This window comes from Hydrogenophaga sp. (assembly GCF_026125825.1).
Lineage (GTDB): Bacteria > Pseudomonadota > Gammaproteobacteria > Burkholderiales > Burkholderiaceae_C > Hydrogenophaga.
Map to the genome: position 1 here is coordinate 1 of NZ_JAHCKK010000024.1, position 15,502 is coordinate 15,502.

General features: G+C 66.8%; 16 protein-coding genes and 1 pseudogene. 9 read left to right on the top strand and 8 right to left on the bottom strand.

Translation table 11 applies throughout. The annotated features are described in order from the left end of the window. Positions 1-32: 32 nt before the first annotated feature. Positions 33-950 (top strand): LysR family transcriptional regulator, encoded by a 918-nt coding sequence (locus KIT86_RS10375; RefSeq protein WP_297397982.1) that lies wholly within the window; start codon positions 33-35, stop codon positions 948-950. 7 nt (positions 951-957) lie between these two features. Here KIT86_RS10375 and KIT86_RS10380 read toward each other — a convergent pair whose 3' ends face one another. From KIT86_RS10380 to KIT86_RS10395, 4 genes are all read right to left on the bottom strand, one after another. Next, positions 958-1,380 carry a hypothetical protein gene (locus KIT86_RS10380; protein WP_297397984.1) on the bottom strand — a complete coding sequence of 141 codons (423 nt, stop codon included), beginning with the start codon at positions 1,378-1,380 and terminating at the stop codon, positions 958-960. A gap of 199 nt (positions 1,381-1,579) precedes the next feature. Beyond that, the gene (locus tag KIT86_RS10385; protein WP_297398078.1) at positions 1,580-2,476 is read right to left on the bottom strand and encodes a DMT family transporter; all 897 of its coding nucleotides are present in this window, start codon (positions 2,474-2,476) and stop codon (positions 1,580-1,582) included. Between the two features lie 65 nt (positions 2,477-2,541). Then, entirely contained in the window at positions 2,542-3,015 is a 474-nt protein-coding gene (locus KIT86_RS10390) for a MarR family winged helix-turn-helix transcriptional regulator (protein ID WP_297397986.1), read from the bottom strand. Between the two features lie 38 nt (positions 3,016-3,053). Further along, entirely contained in the window at positions 3,054-3,575 is a 522-nt protein-coding gene (locus tag KIT86_RS10395) for a flavin reductase family protein (RefSeq protein ID WP_297397988.1), read from the bottom strand. Positions 3,576-3,661: 86 nt separating this feature from the next. Between KIT86_RS10395 and KIT86_RS10400 the strand changes: the two genes are divergently transcribed. From KIT86_RS10400 to KIT86_RS10425, 6 genes and pseudogenes are all read left to right on the top strand, one after another. Next, positions 3,662-4,714: a peptidase M29 gene (locus KIT86_RS10400; RefSeq protein WP_297397990.1), complete on the top strand. Its 1,053-nt coding sequence runs from the start codon at positions 3,662-3,664 to the stop codon at positions 4,712-4,714. Then, positions 4,711-5,505: an alpha/beta hydrolase gene (locus KIT86_RS10405; RefSeq protein WP_297397992.1), complete on the top strand. Its 795-nt coding sequence runs from the start codon at positions 4,711-4,713 to the stop codon at positions 5,503-5,505. The genes KIT86_RS10400 and KIT86_RS10405 overlap by 4 nt, the downstream gene beginning before the upstream one ends. Before the next feature lie 21 nt (positions 5,506-5,526). Beyond that, a complete protein-coding gene (locus KIT86_RS10410) occupies positions 5,527-6,771 on the top strand; it encodes a serine hydrolase (protein WP_297397994.1) in 1,245 nt (414 codons plus the stop codon). A 43-nt stretch (positions 6,772-6,814) separates the two neighbouring features. Beyond that, on the top strand, positions 6,815-8,062 hold the full coding sequence (locus tag KIT86_RS10415; protein WP_297398080.1) for an acyl-CoA dehydrogenase family protein: 1,248 nt from the start codon (positions 6,815-6,817) through the stop codon (positions 8,060-8,062). Positions 8,063-8,103: 41 nt separating this feature from the next. Beyond that, entirely contained in the window at positions 8,104-8,985 is an 882-nt protein-coding gene (locus tag KIT86_RS10420; protein WP_297397996.1) for a M14 family murein peptide amidase A, read from the top strand. Positions 8,986-9,112: 127 nt separating this feature from the next. Continuing rightward, positions 9,113-9,382 (top strand): annotated as a pseudogene (locus KIT86_RS10425) (hypothetical protein); the annotation flags it as partial. Here the strand turns inward: KIT86_RS10425 and KIT86_RS10430 are convergent. The 3 genes from KIT86_RS10430 to KIT86_RS10440 form a co-directional block, all read right to left on the bottom strand. Beyond that, the gene (locus tag KIT86_RS10430; RefSeq protein ID WP_297397998.1) at positions 9,351-9,710 is read right to left on the bottom strand and encodes a hypothetical protein; all 360 of its coding nucleotides are present in this window, start codon (positions 9,708-9,710) and stop codon (positions 9,351-9,353) included. The pseudogene KIT86_RS10425 and the gene KIT86_RS10430 overlap by 32 nt on opposite strands. Before the next feature lie 19 nt (positions 9,711-9,729). After that, positions 9,730-11,361: a hemagglutinin gene (locus tag KIT86_RS10435; RefSeq protein WP_297398001.1), complete on the bottom strand. Its 1,632-nt coding sequence runs from the start codon at positions 11,359-11,361 to the stop codon at positions 9,730-9,732. 376 nt (positions 11,362-11,737) lie between these two features. Further along, positions 11,738-13,090 carry a D-amino acid dehydrogenase gene (locus KIT86_RS10440; RefSeq protein ID WP_297398003.1) on the bottom strand — a complete coding sequence of 451 codons (1,353 nt, stop codon included), beginning with the start codon at positions 13,088-13,090 and terminating at the stop codon, positions 11,738-11,740. A 150-nt stretch (positions 13,091-13,240) separates the two neighbouring features. Here KIT86_RS10440 and KIT86_RS10445 point away from each other — a divergent pair, with 150 nt between their 5' ends. After that, positions 13,241-14,170 carry a LysR family transcriptional regulator ArgP gene (locus tag KIT86_RS10445; protein ID WP_297398005.1) on the top strand — a complete coding sequence of 310 codons (930 nt, stop codon included), beginning with the start codon at positions 13,241-13,243 and terminating at the stop codon, positions 14,168-14,170. A 45-nt stretch (positions 14,171-14,215) separates the two neighbouring features. Here the strand turns inward: KIT86_RS10445 and KIT86_RS10450 are convergent, their stop codons facing one another. Beyond that, a complete protein-coding gene (locus KIT86_RS10450) occupies positions 14,216-14,671 on the bottom strand; it encodes a fasciclin domain-containing protein (protein ID WP_297398007.1) in 456 nt (151 codons plus the stop codon). Between the two features lie 174 nt (positions 14,672-14,845). Between KIT86_RS10450 and KIT86_RS10455 the strand changes: the two genes are divergently transcribed. Beyond that, positions 14,846-15,493 carry a TetR/AcrR family transcriptional regulator gene (locus KIT86_RS10455; RefSeq protein ID WP_297398009.1) on the top strand — a complete coding sequence of 216 codons (648 nt, stop codon included), beginning with the start codon at positions 14,846-14,848 and terminating at the stop codon, positions 15,491-15,493. Positions 15,494-15,502 lie beyond the last annotated feature (9 nt).

Below are 15,502 nucleotides of genomic sequence, written 5' to 3' on the forward strand. Positions count from 1 at the left end.
AATGCACTTTTTCCTTGTAGAAAATCTAAACAATGGGCAGCGAAGCCACCGCCTGGACCGACAAACTCAAGCGCATGGCCCTGTTCGCCGAGATCGTGGACAGCGGCTCGCTCAGCGCCGCCGCGCGGCGGGTGGGCAGCACGCCCTCGGCCGTGAGCCAGCAGTTGCGCCTGCTTGAGGAGGCCCTGGGCCTGGTGCTCCTGCACCGCACCACGCGCCGCCTCACGCTCACCGAGGCCGGTGAGCGCTACTACCCTGCGTGCGCCGCCATGGTCGCCCAGGCCCGCAGCGCGGACCAGGCGCTGGAGCGCCTGCGCGACGAACCCGAAGGCGAGCTGCGCCTGGCCGCGCCCATCGGTTTCGGTGAACTGCTGGCCAGCGCGCTCGAACCGCTGCGCCGCCACCCCCGCTTGCGGCTGCACCTGTTGCTGGACGACACCCCCATCGACCTCATTGGCGAGCGGGTCGACCTCGCGCTGCGCGTGGGCCGCTTCACGGACTCCTCGCTCGTGGCGCGCCGGCTGGGCGAACTGCAGCGCCAGCTTTGTGCCGCGCCGCGCTACCTCGCCGAGCGCGGCTGGCCACGCCACCCTGGCGAGCTGGTGGGCCACGACTGGCTGGGGCTGCCGCCGCGCAGTGGCGCGGTGGACGTCCTGAGCTTTCTGGGGCCGCAGGGTGCGCGGGAGGATGTGCGCGCCGAGCCGCGCCTGCTGGCGTCGCAGGTGACGGCTTTGCAGGCCATGGCGGTGGCTGGCTGGGGGCTCTATGTGGGCATGGCGGACGACGTGCGCCAGCCCATGGCCGAGGGCCGGCTCGCGCCCGTGCTGCCGGACTGGCGGCTGGAGCCTGCGGCGGTGTTCGCCGTCACGCCCCGGCGCGGCGAGCAGCCCGCCAAAGTGCGTCATGCGCTGCAGGCCCTGCAGCAACATTTCGCTGCCCGGCCAGGTTGAGCGCGTGCTACAGGGCGGCGAGCTTGGCCATGCCCCAGGCGACCACCGCCACCTGCACCAGGTTGAGCACGATGCCCGCCATGTGCAGGCGCCGGAACAGCGGAATGGCGGAGGCGTCTGCACCCGCGATCCTGGCCTGCAGCGCGTCCATGCGCGGCACGAACCAGCGGCGCACCGCGAAGACGAAAGCCGCCACACCGCCCATGGCCAGACCTGCCGCGATGCGGCCCACCGCCACCTGGCCCACGGCCCCCGCGCTGGCGGCGATCACCACCACCGTGTAGTAATAGTTGAACAGGCCGCGGACGAAACGCGCGTCCTGGGGCGTGTCGTGCTTCAGGATGAGCAGCGGCGGCGATGCGAAGGTGAAGAACACCATGGGGAAGATCAGCGCGACCAACGACAGCAGCACGACAGCTTTGGACAGCATGGGTGTCTCCTCGTCGCACGTGATGCCCGGGCGCGGATGCCGGGGACCGATGCGTGCATCAGATCGTTGTCGCCCGAACTGACGGGTTGCTGACATGTGCCGCCCTGGCCTTCTTCCGCTTCACCCGCTCGTCGTGGCGGGGCGGGGTCGCGCGCCTGGGCCGCCACACGCAACCAGGCAGGTCCAGGGGATGGCCGCGTCAGCCGCGCCGGCTCACCAGCACGATGCCCAGTGCCACGCCGACCAGGGCGACCACGAGTTGCACCGTCAATGGCTCGCTGAGCAGCACCACGCCAAACACCAGGGCGAACACCGGCGTGAGAAAGGTGAAGGTCGACATCTGCGTGGCCGGATAGAGCCGCAGCAGCCACATCCAGGTGAGGTAGCTGGCGAAGGCGCCGACCACGGTCTGGATCGCCAGCGAACCCCAGGCCCGCGCCGAGTAGTCGAGCGACCACGCTTCGCCAAGCGCGAGCGAGATGAACGGCGCGACCACCGCCGTCACCGCCACCTGATAGAACAGGGTTTTCTCCGCGCTCGCGCCCGAGAGCTTGCTCGCGCGAAGGGTGAGCGTGGTCAGGCCCCAGAGTGTGCCGGCGGCCAGCGCCATCGCATCGCCCTTCCACGCTCCGGCCACTGGCGAGCCGTGCATGAAGCCTTCGCTGAAAGCCAGCGCCACGGCGGCGAAGGCGATCACCAGACCCACCCACTGGACGCGCCGCAGCCGCTCGCCCGGCACCACGCGCGGCAGCAGCAGCGCCACCACGAAGGGACTGGTGTAGAGGAACACCGTGAGACGCGAGGCGCTGGTGTGCAGCAGCCCGAGATAGATGAAGGCGAACTCGCCGGCGAACAGGGAACCCGCCAGCAGGCCTGCCTTGAGCGTGCCGTCGCGCGCGAACAGCGGCACACCGCGCACCTGGCACCACGCCCAGATGAGCACGGCCGCGCCCCAGAAACGCAGCGAGGCCTGCCACAGCGGCGGCACCTCGGCCACGGTGTCCTTGATCAGGATCTGCTGGAAACCCCAGAAGGCGCAGCACACCACGAGCAGGGTGATGGCGAGGGAGTCGAGGTGGGTTTTGCGGTCGGCCATGGGGGTCATGCCCGCGATTGTCGGCGCGCGCCGATGTCCGGGCTGTCGCGTGGGCTTCGGGGGGGTCAGCCGGCTTGCGCGAGCTGGCGCAGCTGGTCCTTGAGCCGGCGCACCTCGGCCGCGCTCAGCGTGCCCAGCACCGAAGCCTCGTGCTCGCGGGCCTGTGCGATGAGGGGCGTTACCTTCTTCTGCCCGATGGGGGTGATGCTCACCAGCGTGCGACGCTGGTCGGTCGGGTCGTCGCACAGCGCCACCCAGCCCTGGGCGGCCAGCCGCTGCACGAGCTTGGTTACGGTGGGTTGCTGGCTCAACACCTCGAACGCCAGCTGGCCCACCGGCATGGGCGGTTGCCCGGTGAGGGTGGCCAGCACGCGCCATTCGATGCTGCTCAGGCCGGCCTCGCGCACCACGGCGTCGAAGTCCTTGAAGAGCGCATGGTTGGCCTGGCCGAGCAGGTAGCCCAGGTAGTCGTCCGTGAAGTGTGCGCCCCCACGCTCCGCCGCTGCGCGGGTCGCTGCCCCCCGAGGGGGCTGTTCCACCTTGGGGCGTGGAACGCGCTGTTTCGCGAAGCGGGTGTTCACAAGGGGTGTTCGGTGTAGAAGCGCCCGCCGTGGAAGAGCAAGGGCGAGGCTTCGGGGCGGTGGCGGCAACGTTCCACCTCGCCGACAAAGATCACGTGGTCGCCCTCGGCGTACTGGCTTCGGTTGAAACACTCGAAGCTCGCGGCCACGCCGTCGAGCAGCGGTGCGCCACTGGCACCGCTGGTGAAGCCCACGCCAGCCCAGCGGTCGGTGTCGCGCGCGGCAAAGCGCTCGGCCAGCGCCTGCTGGTCGGCCGCGAGCACGTTGATGGCGTAGTGCCGGCCGTTGGAGAACGCGGCCATGGATCCCGCCAGGCGCGCCAGGCTCCAGAGCACCAGCGGCGGCGACAGCGAGACCGAGTTGAAGGAGTTCGCCGTCAGTCCCACGAGGTCACCGCTGTCGGTGCGCGCGGTCACGATGGTCACCCCGGTGGCGAACATGCCCAGCGAGGCGCGGAACTCGTGCGCCGAAAAGTCAGGGGGCCGGGCCTGGTGGCCGGCGGAACGGGCTGGGGACATGGTTGGAACTTATATGAAAATTCATGAATAATGGCAACGCCGGCTGCAAGACCCTGACGCGGTCCGGCCCAAGACAAGGAAAGCCCATGCTGCAGGAGCGGATCGAACCCGCCTGGATCGATGCCTTCGACACCGTGCTGCGCCGCTGCGCGGTGCAAACCGGCGATACGGTGGCCATTCTCGGCGAAACCCAGAGCCGGCCCGTGCTGATGGAGTTGGCGCGGCTTGCGGCGGCCCGCCTGGGGGCTCGAAGCTTCACGCTCACGCTGCCCTCGGTGTTCAGCACCGGCGAGCCGGTGTCCCGCTCCACGGGGGCCAGCCCGGCCCTGCAGCAGCTCGCGCCGGTGATCGCCGCGCTCTCGGGCTGCACGCTGGTGGTGGACTGCACGGTCGAGGGCCTGATGCATGCGAGCGAGTTGCCCGCCATCCTGAAAGGCAATGGGCTCACCCAGCCGCGCGTCGTCTATGTGAGCAACGAGCACCCCGAGGCCCTGGTGCGGCTGCTGCCCGATGACGCAACCGAAGCACGCGTGAAGGACCATGTGAAACGGGTGCGCGGCGCCAAGGCTTTGCGCGTGAGCTCCGCCGCTGGCACCGACCTGGCCATTTCGCTGCAGGGCGCGGTGGTGGGCGGCAACTGGGGCAGCACCACGCGCGCCGGCACGCTCACCCACTGGCCCGGCGGCATGGTGCTGGCCTTTCCGGCGGCAGGCAGTGTCAACGGCACGCTGGTGCTGGCCGAGGGCGACGTCAACCTCACTTTCAAGCGCTATATCGAACGCGCGATCGTGCTCACCATTGAGGACGACCACGTGACGCGCATCGACGGCCAGGGCGTGGACGCCGAACTGCTGCGCAGCCACTACGCCGCGTGGGGCGAAGAAGAGGCCTACGCCGTGAGCCACGTGGGCTACGGGCTGAACGACGCGGCGCGCTGGGACAGCATGGCGCTCTACGACAAGCGCGACTTCAACGGAACCGAGCTGCGGGCCTTCGCGGGCAACTTTCTCTACAGCACGGGCGCCAACGAGGTGGCCGGTCGCCACACGCGCGGGCATTTCGATTTCCCGCTGCGCGGCTGCACGGTGGCACTCGATGGCCGCGTGGTGGTCGATGCGGGCCGGGTGGTGAACCCATGATCCCGCGGTTCACGACCCTGGGCAGCGGCCCCACGGTGCTGATGCTGCACGGCATCGGTGGCGGCCACGTGGCGTTCGCGCCTCAGGTAGAAACCCTGGCGGCCGCCGGTTACCGCGCGGTCGCGTGGGACATGCCCGGCTATGGCCACAGTGCGCCGATCGAGCCCTACACCTTCAAGGGCCTGGCGCAGAGCTGCATCGACCTGATCGACGCGCTGCAATGCGAACATGTGGTGTTGCTGGGCCACAGCATGGGCGGCATGGTGGCGCAGGAGGTGGTGGCGCGCCGGCCCGACCGGGTGGGCCGGCTGGTGCTCTGCGGCACCTCGGCCGCGTTCGGCAAGCGCACCGACGGCCGCAGCGCCGATGCCTGGGCCCAGCAGTTCATCGCCCAGCGCACCGCGCCGCTGGACGCGGGCCAGAGCATGGCCGAGGTGGCGCAGCGGCTGGTGCCGCAGATGGTCGGCCCCGGCTCCCTGCCCGAAGGTCTGCGCCTGGCCGAACACTGCATGGCCGGCGTGCCCGCCGCCACCTACCGCCGCGCGCTGGACTGCCTGGTCACCTTCGACCGCCAGGCCGCGCTCGGCGCCATCGGCGTGCCCACGCTGCTGATCGGTGGCGAGTTCGACCGCGTGGCCGCGCCCGCCGTGATGAAGCAGATGGCCCAGGCCATTCCCGATGCGCGCTACGCGGAGCTCAAGGGCATCGGTCACCTCATGAACCTGGAGGCGCCCGATGACTTCGATGCGCTGCTGCTCGATTTCCTGGCGCAGACGCGAGCGCTGCACTGAGTGGCGTCCACCAGGCGGTCCATGAGGCGAAGCATCCACCTGATCTCGGCCACCGCGCTGCTGCTGGCCGCGCTGGCGGTGCGCGCCGAGCCCGATGAGGCGCTGCTGGGCAAGGCGCAGGGTTATCCGGTGGGCAATGCGGCCACCTGGGGCAACAACCCGTACCGCGTGGGCTCTTGGTCGGCGCTGGACCGCGTGCCAGGCGTGCACGTGGCCCGGGTGGCGCCGGCCTCGCACGCGCGAGCGCTGCCCGCCATGGCCGCACCGCCCACCGTGCACTACCGCCACCGCGAACACAGCTACTCGCTGGACGACTACCTGGAGCACCAGCGCGCCACCGGCCTGCTCATCCTCAAGAACGGGCAGATCGTGGCCGAGCGCTACCGCTACGGGCGCGAGCCCGGCGCGCGCTTCCTGTCCTTCTCCATGGCCAAGAGCGTCACCTCGTTGCTGGTGGGCATCGCGCAGTCCAAGGGCTTCATCGCTTCGCTGGACGACCCCGCAGAGAAGTACGTCCCCGCGCTGGTCGGCACGCCTTATGGCGCCACGCAGCTGAGGCACTTGCTCACCATGACCTCGGGCCTGCAGTTCAGCGAGCGCTACGACGGCAACGACGACGTGACGCGCCTGGCCGTGGCCTTTCTGCAATCGCCGCGCGGGGCGATGGAAGTGCTGCAGACCATCACGCAGCGCAACGCGCCGCCGGGCGAGCACTTCGCCTACGCCAGCGGTGAGACCGAGGTGCTGGGCTATGTGCTGCGCGGCGCCACCGGCCAGAGCCTGGCCGCGCTGACCCAGGCGTGGCTGTGGCAGCCCATGGGCGCCGAGCATGAGGCGTTCTGGCGCACCGGCGGCGATGGGCAGGAAGGCGCGTTTGCCTTCTTCAATGCCTCGTTGCGGGACTGGGGCCGCCTGGGCGCGCTGTTGGCCGACAACGGCCGCGTGGGCGAGCACCAGGTGGTGCCCCGCGACTACCTGATGGACGCCACCGACGAGTACCGCCAGAGCCATGCGCTGCGGCCCGGCCGAACCATCCCGTACTACGGCTACGGCTACCAGTTCTGGTTGCTGCCCTTCAAGGAGCGCACCTTTCTCATGCGCGGCGTGCACGGACAGCACCTGTTCGTGCAACCGGCCAGCGGCCTCGTGATGGTGATCACCTCGGCCTGGGAGCACCCCGGCGGCGGCGGTGATGACAACGCCCGGGCCGAGACCGATGCACTGTGGCGCGGTGTGCTGGCCGCGCTCGGCGGCCGCATCGACTGATGCTTCTTCTTTCTTCCACTCAAGGGACACACGCATGGACGCCTTGCCCTCGCTGAGCTTCACCCCGGCCGTGGGCGACCTGCCCTTTACCCCGCTGCAGCGCGAACTGCTGCAGCGCGCCCATGCGATGGGCCGCGACCGCTTCGCCGCACGCGCGCCCCAGTGGGACCGCGAGGCCAGTTTCCCGTTTGCCAACTACGACGACCTGCGCGAGGCCGGCTTCCTGCGGCTTTGCGTGCCCACCGCTCATGGCGGCCTGGGCGCCGACTACGCCACCTACATGATGGTCGCCGCCGAAATCGGCCGTTTCTGCGGCGCCACCGCGCTCACCTGGAACATGCACATCTGCAGCACCATGTGGACCGGGGTGCTGGCCGACGGCATCGCCATGACCGAGGCGCAGCGCGCCGAACACCTGGCACGGCGCGAGCTGCACTTCCGGCGCATCGTGGACGAGGGCGCCATCTACGCCCAACCCTTCAGCGAGGGCAGCGCCGCCGCTGCGGGCCGCGCGCCCTTTGGCACCACCGCAAAGAAGGTCGAAGGCGGCTGGCTCATCAATGGTCGCAAAATCTTCGCCAGCCTCTCGGGCGCGGCCGACTACTACGGCATCCTCTGCACCGAGGACAAGGGCGACGAACACCCCGATGCGCGAGACACGCTCTACATCAGCGTGCCCGCCACCAGCGCGGGTTTCTCCATCAGTGGCGAATGGGACCCGCTGGGCATGCGCGGCACCGTCAGCCGCAACCTGGCCTTCAAGGACGTGTTCGTGAGCGACGCCGAGCAACTCATGCCGCGCGGCATCTACTTCAAAGGCGCGCAGACCTGGCCCGCCATGTTCTTCACGCTCTCGCCCACCTACCTGGGCATTGCCACCGCGGCCTACGACTTCACGGTGAAATACCTGCGTGGCGAGGTCGAGGGCGAGCCACCGGTCAAGCGCCGCCAGTACCCCACCAAACAGATCGCGGTGGCGCAGATGCGCATCCAGCTTGAAAGCATGAAGAGCCTCTTCCTGCGCGCCATCACCGAGGCCAGGCCCAACCCCAGCAAAGACGAGAAGCTGCGCCTGTACGCCGCCCATTACAGCGTGATGGAAGGCGCCAACGACATCGCGCGCCTGGCCATCCGCACCTGTGGCGGCCAGAGCATGATGAAACACCTGCCACTGGAGCGCCTCTACCGCGACAGCCGCTGCGGCGCGCTCATGCTGCCCTGGACCGCCGAACTCATCCTCGACCGCATGGGGCGCGAGACGCTGTACGAGGCCGGCGAGCGCGACGAATAGACAGGGAACGAATTGCAGGGCCGGCCTCCTAGAATGCCGGGATGTCCGAAGCCCGCCAGCTCCACTCCGTTCTGCCGCTGTGCCTGGCGCTGCTGGGTTTGCTGGCCAGCCCCGCCCAGGCGGCGCCGGCCGGTCCCTGCGAGGCCCTGGTCGCGCGCCTGCCCAACCTCCAGCGCGCGTTGTGCGACGCGGCCGAACTCAAACCCACCCGAGGCCGCTCGGTGCAGGGCCGCACGATCTACGTCCGAGACGTGACCGCACCCGACGCGAAACTGCGTGTGCTGGTGGTCGGCGCCATGCACGGCGACGAACTCTCATCCGCCGCCGTGGCCCTGCACTGGATCCAGCACGCGGTGCAGATGCCGGCCAACGCGCACTGGCGCTTCATCCCTGCGCTCAACCCCGATGGCCTTCTGGCCCGCCCCGCGCGGCGCACCAACGCCAATGGCGTCGACCTCAACCGCAACTTCCCCACCCCCGACTGGCAGCGCGAAGCCAAGGTCTACTGGGAGCAGCGCACCCGCAAGGACCCGCGCCGCTGGCCGGGATCGAGCCCGCTGTCCGAGCCCGAGTCGCGCTTCCTGCACGACGAGATGGCGCGCTTCCAGCCGCACCTCATCGTGAGCATCCACGCGCCCTACGGCGTGCTCGACTTCGACGGCCCTGGCGTGCCGCCGCCCAAGCTCGGTCGGCTCTATCTCGACCAGGTCGGCATCTTCCCTGGCAGCTTGGGCAACTACGGCGGCGTGCAACAAGGCATGCCCGTGGTCACGGTCGAATTGCCCAGCGCGCTGCGCACACCGCTGGACGCGGAAATGCGCCAGATGTGGATGGACATGCAGCGCTGGATGGGCGAACGGCTGCGACCTGAGGAAGCCGCGCCGCTGGTGCTCCCCGTGAAGACCGCCCGCAAGACCAGCTGACGGATCAGGCGGCAGCTTCGCCGCTCACCAGCGACCACAGCACTTCGGCCGACTCGGCTCCGAGCCGGCCATGCACCTCGGGATGCCCGTAGCAAAGCAGGAACTGCACACTGCGCTGCAGCATCAGGTCTTCGCAAGCCTCCGCTTCGACCTGAAGACCGCCATCGACTAGGGCAAAGCCAGGTCCCAGAACCCGCTGTTCTGGCACGAGGAAGCGGGCGATCCGCTGGACCACGAATTGCGGGCCGAGCTCACCTGCGCACGCTGGAGATGCTCAAGCAATGCGGCTGGTCACCCAGCCGCTGCATCCCGCACGGTGAACTTGCCCGCGTTGCCAGGAATCGGCTTCGAGGGCAAGTCCGACCTCATTTCGCAAATGCGGGCGCTGGTTTCGTGAGGCGTGGGGAGAGCGCCTGAACCCTCATCGACGGCAAACGCGCCGCCGAAGGCCGGGCGTCGTGAACCACTTCGCCTGTGACCCGCACGATCTGGTTCTGGTGGCTTTCGATCTCGGAACGGAGCAATCCCAGGAGCAGCCATTGCTCCGTTTCGGAAATCACGATCACAGCCTGCGCGAACGGCTCGTTCCCCTTCAGGACCAGCGTGCCCTCGACTTCGATCAAGCGGGCACTCCCCTGGCCGCCTTGGCAGGCTGCCAGCTGCATCCCCACCATGATCGCAAGGGAGAGCAGGTACCGGCGCATCGGATGGACGCTCTTCTGCATCGGTGGTGGTGCCGGGGTGTCAGTGAATGACCACGGAGAGCGAGGCGCCAGGAGGAACCCTCACCGAATCGACGTAGGTGCCGCTGACACTCTTGCGGACGATGGGCAGGGTCGCGAGCGGCTTAATCTGTGTGGGGGCAGACAAAGGCAGAACCCGTTGGCTCTTGAAAGCAAAGGCGTTGATCGCGGGAACACTGAAGCCACCTTCTGATCGCGCGGGGAATCCGTAACCGACCGGAGCCCCCGCCTGAGGCAACACGCCTGCCGCGCTCACGGTGAAACGCCGGAATTGCTGCGCCAGGGAGGACGTGGGTGCCGCTACCTTGATCGCGGCATCGAGCGCATTGAGTGAGTTCGATGAGGTCTGCGTCAACAGGTTCTTGAAAAATCCCACGCCCAGTTGCCGCACAAGGAACCCACCGAACGACCCTGATACGGAGTAGCTTTCGCACGTGCCGGAATAAGCCGTCCACGTTGTCAACGGGCACTGGAAGGAAGCGTAGCCCAGACCGTTTGCGCCGAGGTACTGGGGCAGGCGAAGGTCTCGGATGGGGTTGAAGGCCGTCAACGAATGGGCCACCAGGTCCTCCATGGCCATGGCGCTCATTTCGTCCAGCCAGGTATCGAACGCGTGGTAGGGACTGATTTTGATGCTGCGCCGGTAGTAATTGCTCATGTGCATCATCTCGTGGGCCAGCGTCAGGATGCCGTTTTCCAGACCCGTGTTGCCATCGCGGTAAAGGGTTTCGGTGTCCAGGTAGATCGAGAGCGACTCATTGCTGGTCGGAATCACGCTCTTGAGGAAGTTGTTAAGGGCGAAGAAGTAGCCGACGACGCCGTAGGCGTGGCTGTTGTTGTCAAAGTTGAGCAGGACGACGTCCAGCGGTTGGCTGGCGTTGTTGATCAGTTCGCTGTAGCTGTGTGCGCCCCAGAGCGGCCCGCCTACCGAGATCAGGCTGTCGTACACACCGTTGGTCTGCGCCAGCTTGGTTGCCAGGGTATCCAGAATGGCATCGGTGATCTTGGGCGTGGCGTACTCCGAAGTTTCCACCCAGAAATTGACTTGGCGGCCGTCGGAAGCCACCACTTGCTTGGCCAAGGTGGTGGGGCGGTCGGTGTTGTCGGTGTGCCGGAACGATTGCGTGTCGCCAACGGCATGGACCGTGGAAGTCTGTGGGGCCCCAACCAATGAACGCGCTTGACCCTGCGCGTCGCGTATGGCCTGGATCCATCCCGCGCGATTGAACTCAGCGATGCTTGCCTTCGTCGCATCTTCTGTTTGCGACGCAGACACGGCGAACAGATCGGTGCCGGAAAAGTTGGGGATGGAGCCCGATGGCAGCGGCACGGTGGCCGTGCTCTCGTTGGTCAAGATCAGTTGCACGTCTTGCCCGGCCAGGCCCGAGATGGAAATGGGAATGTCCTTGATGGCGCTGCCCGAGTTGATGGCTTGCCAAATGCCCGTTCCGCTGCCTGCGTACGTGGTGGCGCTGGTGGCGGCGCAGGACTGACAGGCCGGTTCAACGGCGCTGATCGGGCCGCTTGGAGGGGCGACATCGCCTCCGCCGCCACCGCAGCCGGCGACGTGCAGTGAAATCAGGATCGAAGAGAGAAGAGCGATGCGTTGCTGGGATCTTGAAAGATGGACCATATGAATGCGTGTGAAAGCGAGCCACGGTCGTGTGGACAGTGGCTGATGTTGAGAAGCGTGTGGATCGTCCGAAGACGGGGGCTCAACCCCGATGCATGGACGAGGTCGAGGCACGGGCAATCAGCAGCCGTGCGATGCAGTGCAGTTGAACTAAATCAAGCGTTGGTATTCCCTCCCTCCCTGCGCAATCGCGTGTGACATCGCGCCAATCCGGGGCGGTCATGCACGCGTGTTGTGATCTTTTTTGCGCGACGGCAAATTGCCTTCAGGCAGTTTGCCGGGAGAGAGTTGGAACAAGTCAGAGAGGGATGGGGTGCAGACTAAAGAGAACCAGTAGTCATTGCCGGGGAATCAATTGCATCTAGGCAGGGCGGATTCAACCCCTGGATGTCGCCTGCAATCGCCGCACGCCGGCCGGCGCTGCCGCTTTCGGGTAGGAGCCCATCCCCTGGAACCCGAAGTTCATCGCCGGCTGTTCACCGTGGATGAGTTCGGCAATCGCCTTGCCCGAACCCGCGCCATGCGTCCAGCCCAGCGTGCCGTGACCGGCATTGATCCACAGCTTTCTCAGCCTGGTGCGGCCGATCAAGGGGATGTTGGTGGGCGTGGCGGGGCGCAGGCCGCACCAGAACCTGGGATCGCCGCCCTCGTCGGCCGTTCGGGTGTCTGCCACGCCGGGGAACACCTGTTCGATGCGGCGCACCAGCATGTCGCAGCGCTTGCGTGCCAGTGGCGTGTCCAGCGAGAGGTCGAAACCGCCGAGCTCAATGGTGCCCGCGACACGAAGCTCGTTGCCCAGCCGCGAGACGGCACATTTCATCTGGTCGTCGAGCAGGCTCACCGAGGGTGCGCGCTCGGGGCGCAACAAGGGCAACGTGGCGCTGTAGCCTTTGCCAGGGTAGATCGGCACGTTCACACCGACCGATGCGAGCAGCGGCGTGGAGTACGAGCCGCAGGCCACGACGAAGGCGTCGGCCTTGAGCACACTGGCCAGGCCGGTGGCGCGGTCTCGCACGCGCACCTGGCGCACTTCGCGTCCGTCGCTTTCCAACTGCTCGATGTCGTGTCCGAACAGCAGCCGCGCGCCGCGTTGGCCGCACAGGGCCGCAAGCTGCTGAGTGAACACGCGCGCATCGCCCGATTCGTCGCTCTGCGTGTAGGTGCCTCCGACGATGCGATCGCCAAACGCCTGGAGCGCCGGTTCGATGGCCAGCAGCTCTTCGCGCGTGACCACGCGCCGCTGCACGCCGAAGCGTTGCATCACCGCCGCAGCGTCGGCCGCACCATCGAAGGATTTCTGGTCGGTGTAATAGTGCGCGATGCCGCGTTCCAGCCGGTTGTATTCGATGCCAGTCTCGGCCACCACGTCCTTGAGGGCAGCGTGGCTGTAGGCACCGAGCGCCACGAGTTGCGCCACGTTGCGCACAAAGGCCTTGTCGTTGCACTGGGCCAGGAACTGCAGGCCCCAACGCCACTGCGCCCAGTCAAGCTGTGGGCGAAACAGCAGCGGCGATTCGTCAGAGAACATCCACTTCAAGGTCTTGAGCGGCGCCTCCTTGTTGGCCCAGGGTTCGCAATAGCTCACCGAGATCTGCGCCGCGTTGGCGAAGCTGGTTTCCAGCGCGGCGTCTGGCTGCCGGTCGACCAGGGTGACTTCGTGGCCGCGCTGCAGCAGGTGCCACGCCGTGCTGACTCCGATGATGCCCGCGCCCAATACCGTGACTTGCATGATCCGCTCCAAAAGTGGGGTGGTGAATGCGCCGCAGTATGGAAAATATCGGGTGCTTGGTGAAGTGAAATTAAACTAAAATTGGCTTCATCAGAATGACTTATGTGCAGGCCACAAGCCATGCACGCCGCTCGCTGCCCGAGGTCACCCATGAGCACCTTTGATCCAGACGCCCTTGAATGCCTGGCCGCCATCATCGAGGAGGGTGGTTTCGAGCGCGCCGCGCAGCGCCTTTCCATCACCCAGTCTGCGGTCTCGCAGCGCTTGCGGGCGCTGGAGGCGCAAGTCGGCACGGTGCTGATCGTGCGCAGCCGCCCGCTCAAGCCCACGGCAGCGGGGCAGCTCATGCTCAAGCACGCCAAGATGATGCGCTTGCTGCGTGCCGATCTGGAAAAGGACCTCAAGGAGCTCGCGCCCAGTTCCACGGGAAATGGTCGCGACGACGAGCGCATCTCGGTGGCGATCAATGCGGACAGCATCGCCACCTGGGCCCTGCCCGCGCTCAATGCCCTCGCGCAGGGCGGTTTGCCGATCGAGATCATCACCGACGATCAGGAGTTCACCCACGAGTGGCTGCGCGAAGGCCAGGTGTTGGGCTGCGTGACCTCGCTGGGGCAGGCGCTGCGGGGTTGCAAGATGGAAGCGCTCGGCACCATGGACTATGTGGTGGTGGCGCAGGCCGCTTATGCCGCCGAGCACTTGCCCAAGGGCCTGAACGCGCACAACTTTCACAAGGTGCCCTTCGTGGCGTTCAACCGCAAGGACAACCTGCAGCACGGCTTTGTGTCCAAGGCCTTCGGCCTTTCGCGGGTGATGCTCAAGCAGTTGTTCGTGCCTTCCAGCGAAGGCCAGGTGCGTGCGGTGATGGCGGGGTGGGGCGTGAGCGTGTTGCCCGAGCTGCGTGTGCGCGAACTGCTGAGCGCAGGCGAGCTGGTGAATCTCGCGCCGCGCCATCGGCTGGGCGTGGCGCTGCATTGGCATTGCTGGAACCTCAATTCCGATGTGCTTGACGCCTTGAGCACGGCGCTGCGCGTTGCTGCGGCCAAGAACCTGCGCCCGGCGAATCAGAGTCCCGCGTAAAAAAGCCCCGCCGAGGCGGGGCTTGTGCATGGGGTCGAGCAGGCCTTACTTGGGCATGATCACCGTGTCGATCACATGGATCACGCCGTTGTCGGCGGCAATATCGGTCTTCACGACATTGGCGGCGTCCACTTTCACGCCACCCGTGGTGGACACGGTCAGCTTGCTGCCTTGCACGGTGGTGACCATGCCCGGCTTCACGTCCTTGGCCATCACCTTCCCTGGCACGACGTGGTAAGTCAGCACCTTGGTCAGTGCGGCCTTGTCCTTGAGCAGTGCGTCCAGCGTGGCCTTCGGGATCTTGGCGAAGGCTTCGTCCGTCGGCGCGAACACCGTGAACGGGCCTGGGCCCTTGAGGGTGTCGACGAGGCCTGCGGCCTGCACGGCCGTCACCAGCGTTTTGAATGAGCCCGCGGCCACCGCGGTGTCCACGATGTCTGCGGCATGGGCGGTGCCCAAGGCACCCAGGGCGAGCAGCGAAGCGATCAGGGTCTTTTTCATGGTGCAGTCCTTCATTGATTCAGGTTCGGTCAGCGCGAAATGGCGCGGACCGCGGCGAATAATATCCTCATCGGTCGAAAAAGATACTGATCAGTCACTAGTTGACTTAACGGTATGGTTATCGACGAAGTCGTCAATATGAGGCAGAATTCGAGCCCTGTCATAAGGTTGCCCATGGTCAGCGCCACGCTCAAATCGTCCCCCGAAACCTCCGTCAAGCGCAGCTTTCGCGCGCAGATGCACCTGGCGCGCGAGGACGCGATCGTCACGGTGGTCAACCGCCTGTTGGCGGAAAAAGGCTTCGAGGCCATGACGCTGGACGAGGTGGCGATCGAGGTGGGCATTGCCAAAGCCAGCCTGTACAAGCATTTTTCGAGCAAGGAAGATCTCGCTGCCGCAGCGATGGTGCGCGTGATGGAGCGCGCCCTGGCATTCCTCGACAAGCTCCAGGGCGAGTCGGCTGGCGCGCGGCCGATCGACCAGCTCAAGGCCGTGGCCCGATGGACCATGGAGGTGCAGCTCGCCGGCGAAATGCCATCGCTGCCCAGCGAAAACTCCAGCCTGCGTGCCGCGCTGACCACCAACAAGGCCTATGTGGACGGGCTCATGGAGGTGAGCGAGCGCCTGGGGGCTTGGATCACGGCGGCGCAGGCCGACGGCAGCCTGAACCCGGCCTTGCCGCCCATCGCCGTGCTCTATACCTTGTACGCCCGCGCCTGCGACCCGGTGCTCGGCTTCCTCAAAGGCAGCGAGCAGTACAACAACGAACAGATCATCGAGATGGTGCTGAGCACCTGTTTCGACGGCTTGCAGGCACGCTGACGGCGCTGG

Coding starts and splice junctions, on each gene's coding strand:
- KIT86_RS10375 (WP_297397982.1), top strand. CDS start 33: ATGGGCAGCGAAGCCACCGCCTGGACCGACAAACTCAAGCGCATGGCC.
- KIT86_RS10380 (WP_297397984.1), bottom strand. CDS start 1,380: ATGCTGTCCAAAGCTGTCGTGCTGCTGTCGTTGGTCGCGCTGATCTTC.
- KIT86_RS10385 (WP_297398078.1), bottom strand. CDS start 2,476: ATGGCCGACCGCAAAACCCACCTCGACTCCCTCGCCATCACCCTGCTC.
- KIT86_RS10395 (WP_297397988.1), bottom strand. CDS start 3,575: ATGTCCCCAGCCCGTTCCGCCGGCCACCAGGCCCGGCCCCCTGACTTT.
- KIT86_RS10400 (WP_297397990.1), top strand. CDS start 3,662: ATGCTGCAGGAGCGGATCGAACCCGCCTGGATCGATGCCTTCGACACC.
- KIT86_RS10405 (WP_297397992.1), top strand. CDS start 4,711: ATGATCCCGCGGTTCACGACCCTGGGCAGCGGCCCCACGGTGCTGATG.
- KIT86_RS10410 (WP_297397994.1), top strand. CDS start 5,527: ATGAGGCGAAGCATCCACCTGATCTCGGCCACCGCGCTGCTGCTGGCC.
- KIT86_RS10420 (WP_297397996.1), top strand. CDS start 8,104: ATGTCCGAAGCCCGCCAGCTCCACTCCGTTCTGCCGCTGTGCCTGGCG.
- KIT86_RS10430 (WP_297397998.1), bottom strand. CDS start 9,710: ATGCAGAAGAGCGTCCATCCGATGCGCCGGTACCTGCTCTCCCTTGCG.
- KIT86_RS10435 (WP_297398001.1), bottom strand. CDS start 11,361: ATGGTCCATCTTTCAAGATCCCAGCAACGCATCGCTCTTCTCTCTTCG.
- KIT86_RS10440 (WP_297398003.1), bottom strand. CDS start 13,090: ATGCAAGTCACGGTATTGGGCGCGGGCATCATCGGAGTCAGCACGGCG.
- KIT86_RS10445 (WP_297398005.1), top strand. CDS start 13,241: ATGAGCACCTTTGATCCAGACGCCCTTGAATGCCTGGCCGCCATCATC.
- KIT86_RS10450 (WP_297398007.1), bottom strand. CDS start 14,671: ATGAAAAAGACCCTGATCGCTTCGCTGCTCGCCCTGGGTGCCTTGGGC.
- KIT86_RS10455 (WP_297398009.1), top strand. CDS start 14,846: ATGGTCAGCGCCACGCTCAAATCGTCCCCCGAAACCTCCGTCAAGCGC.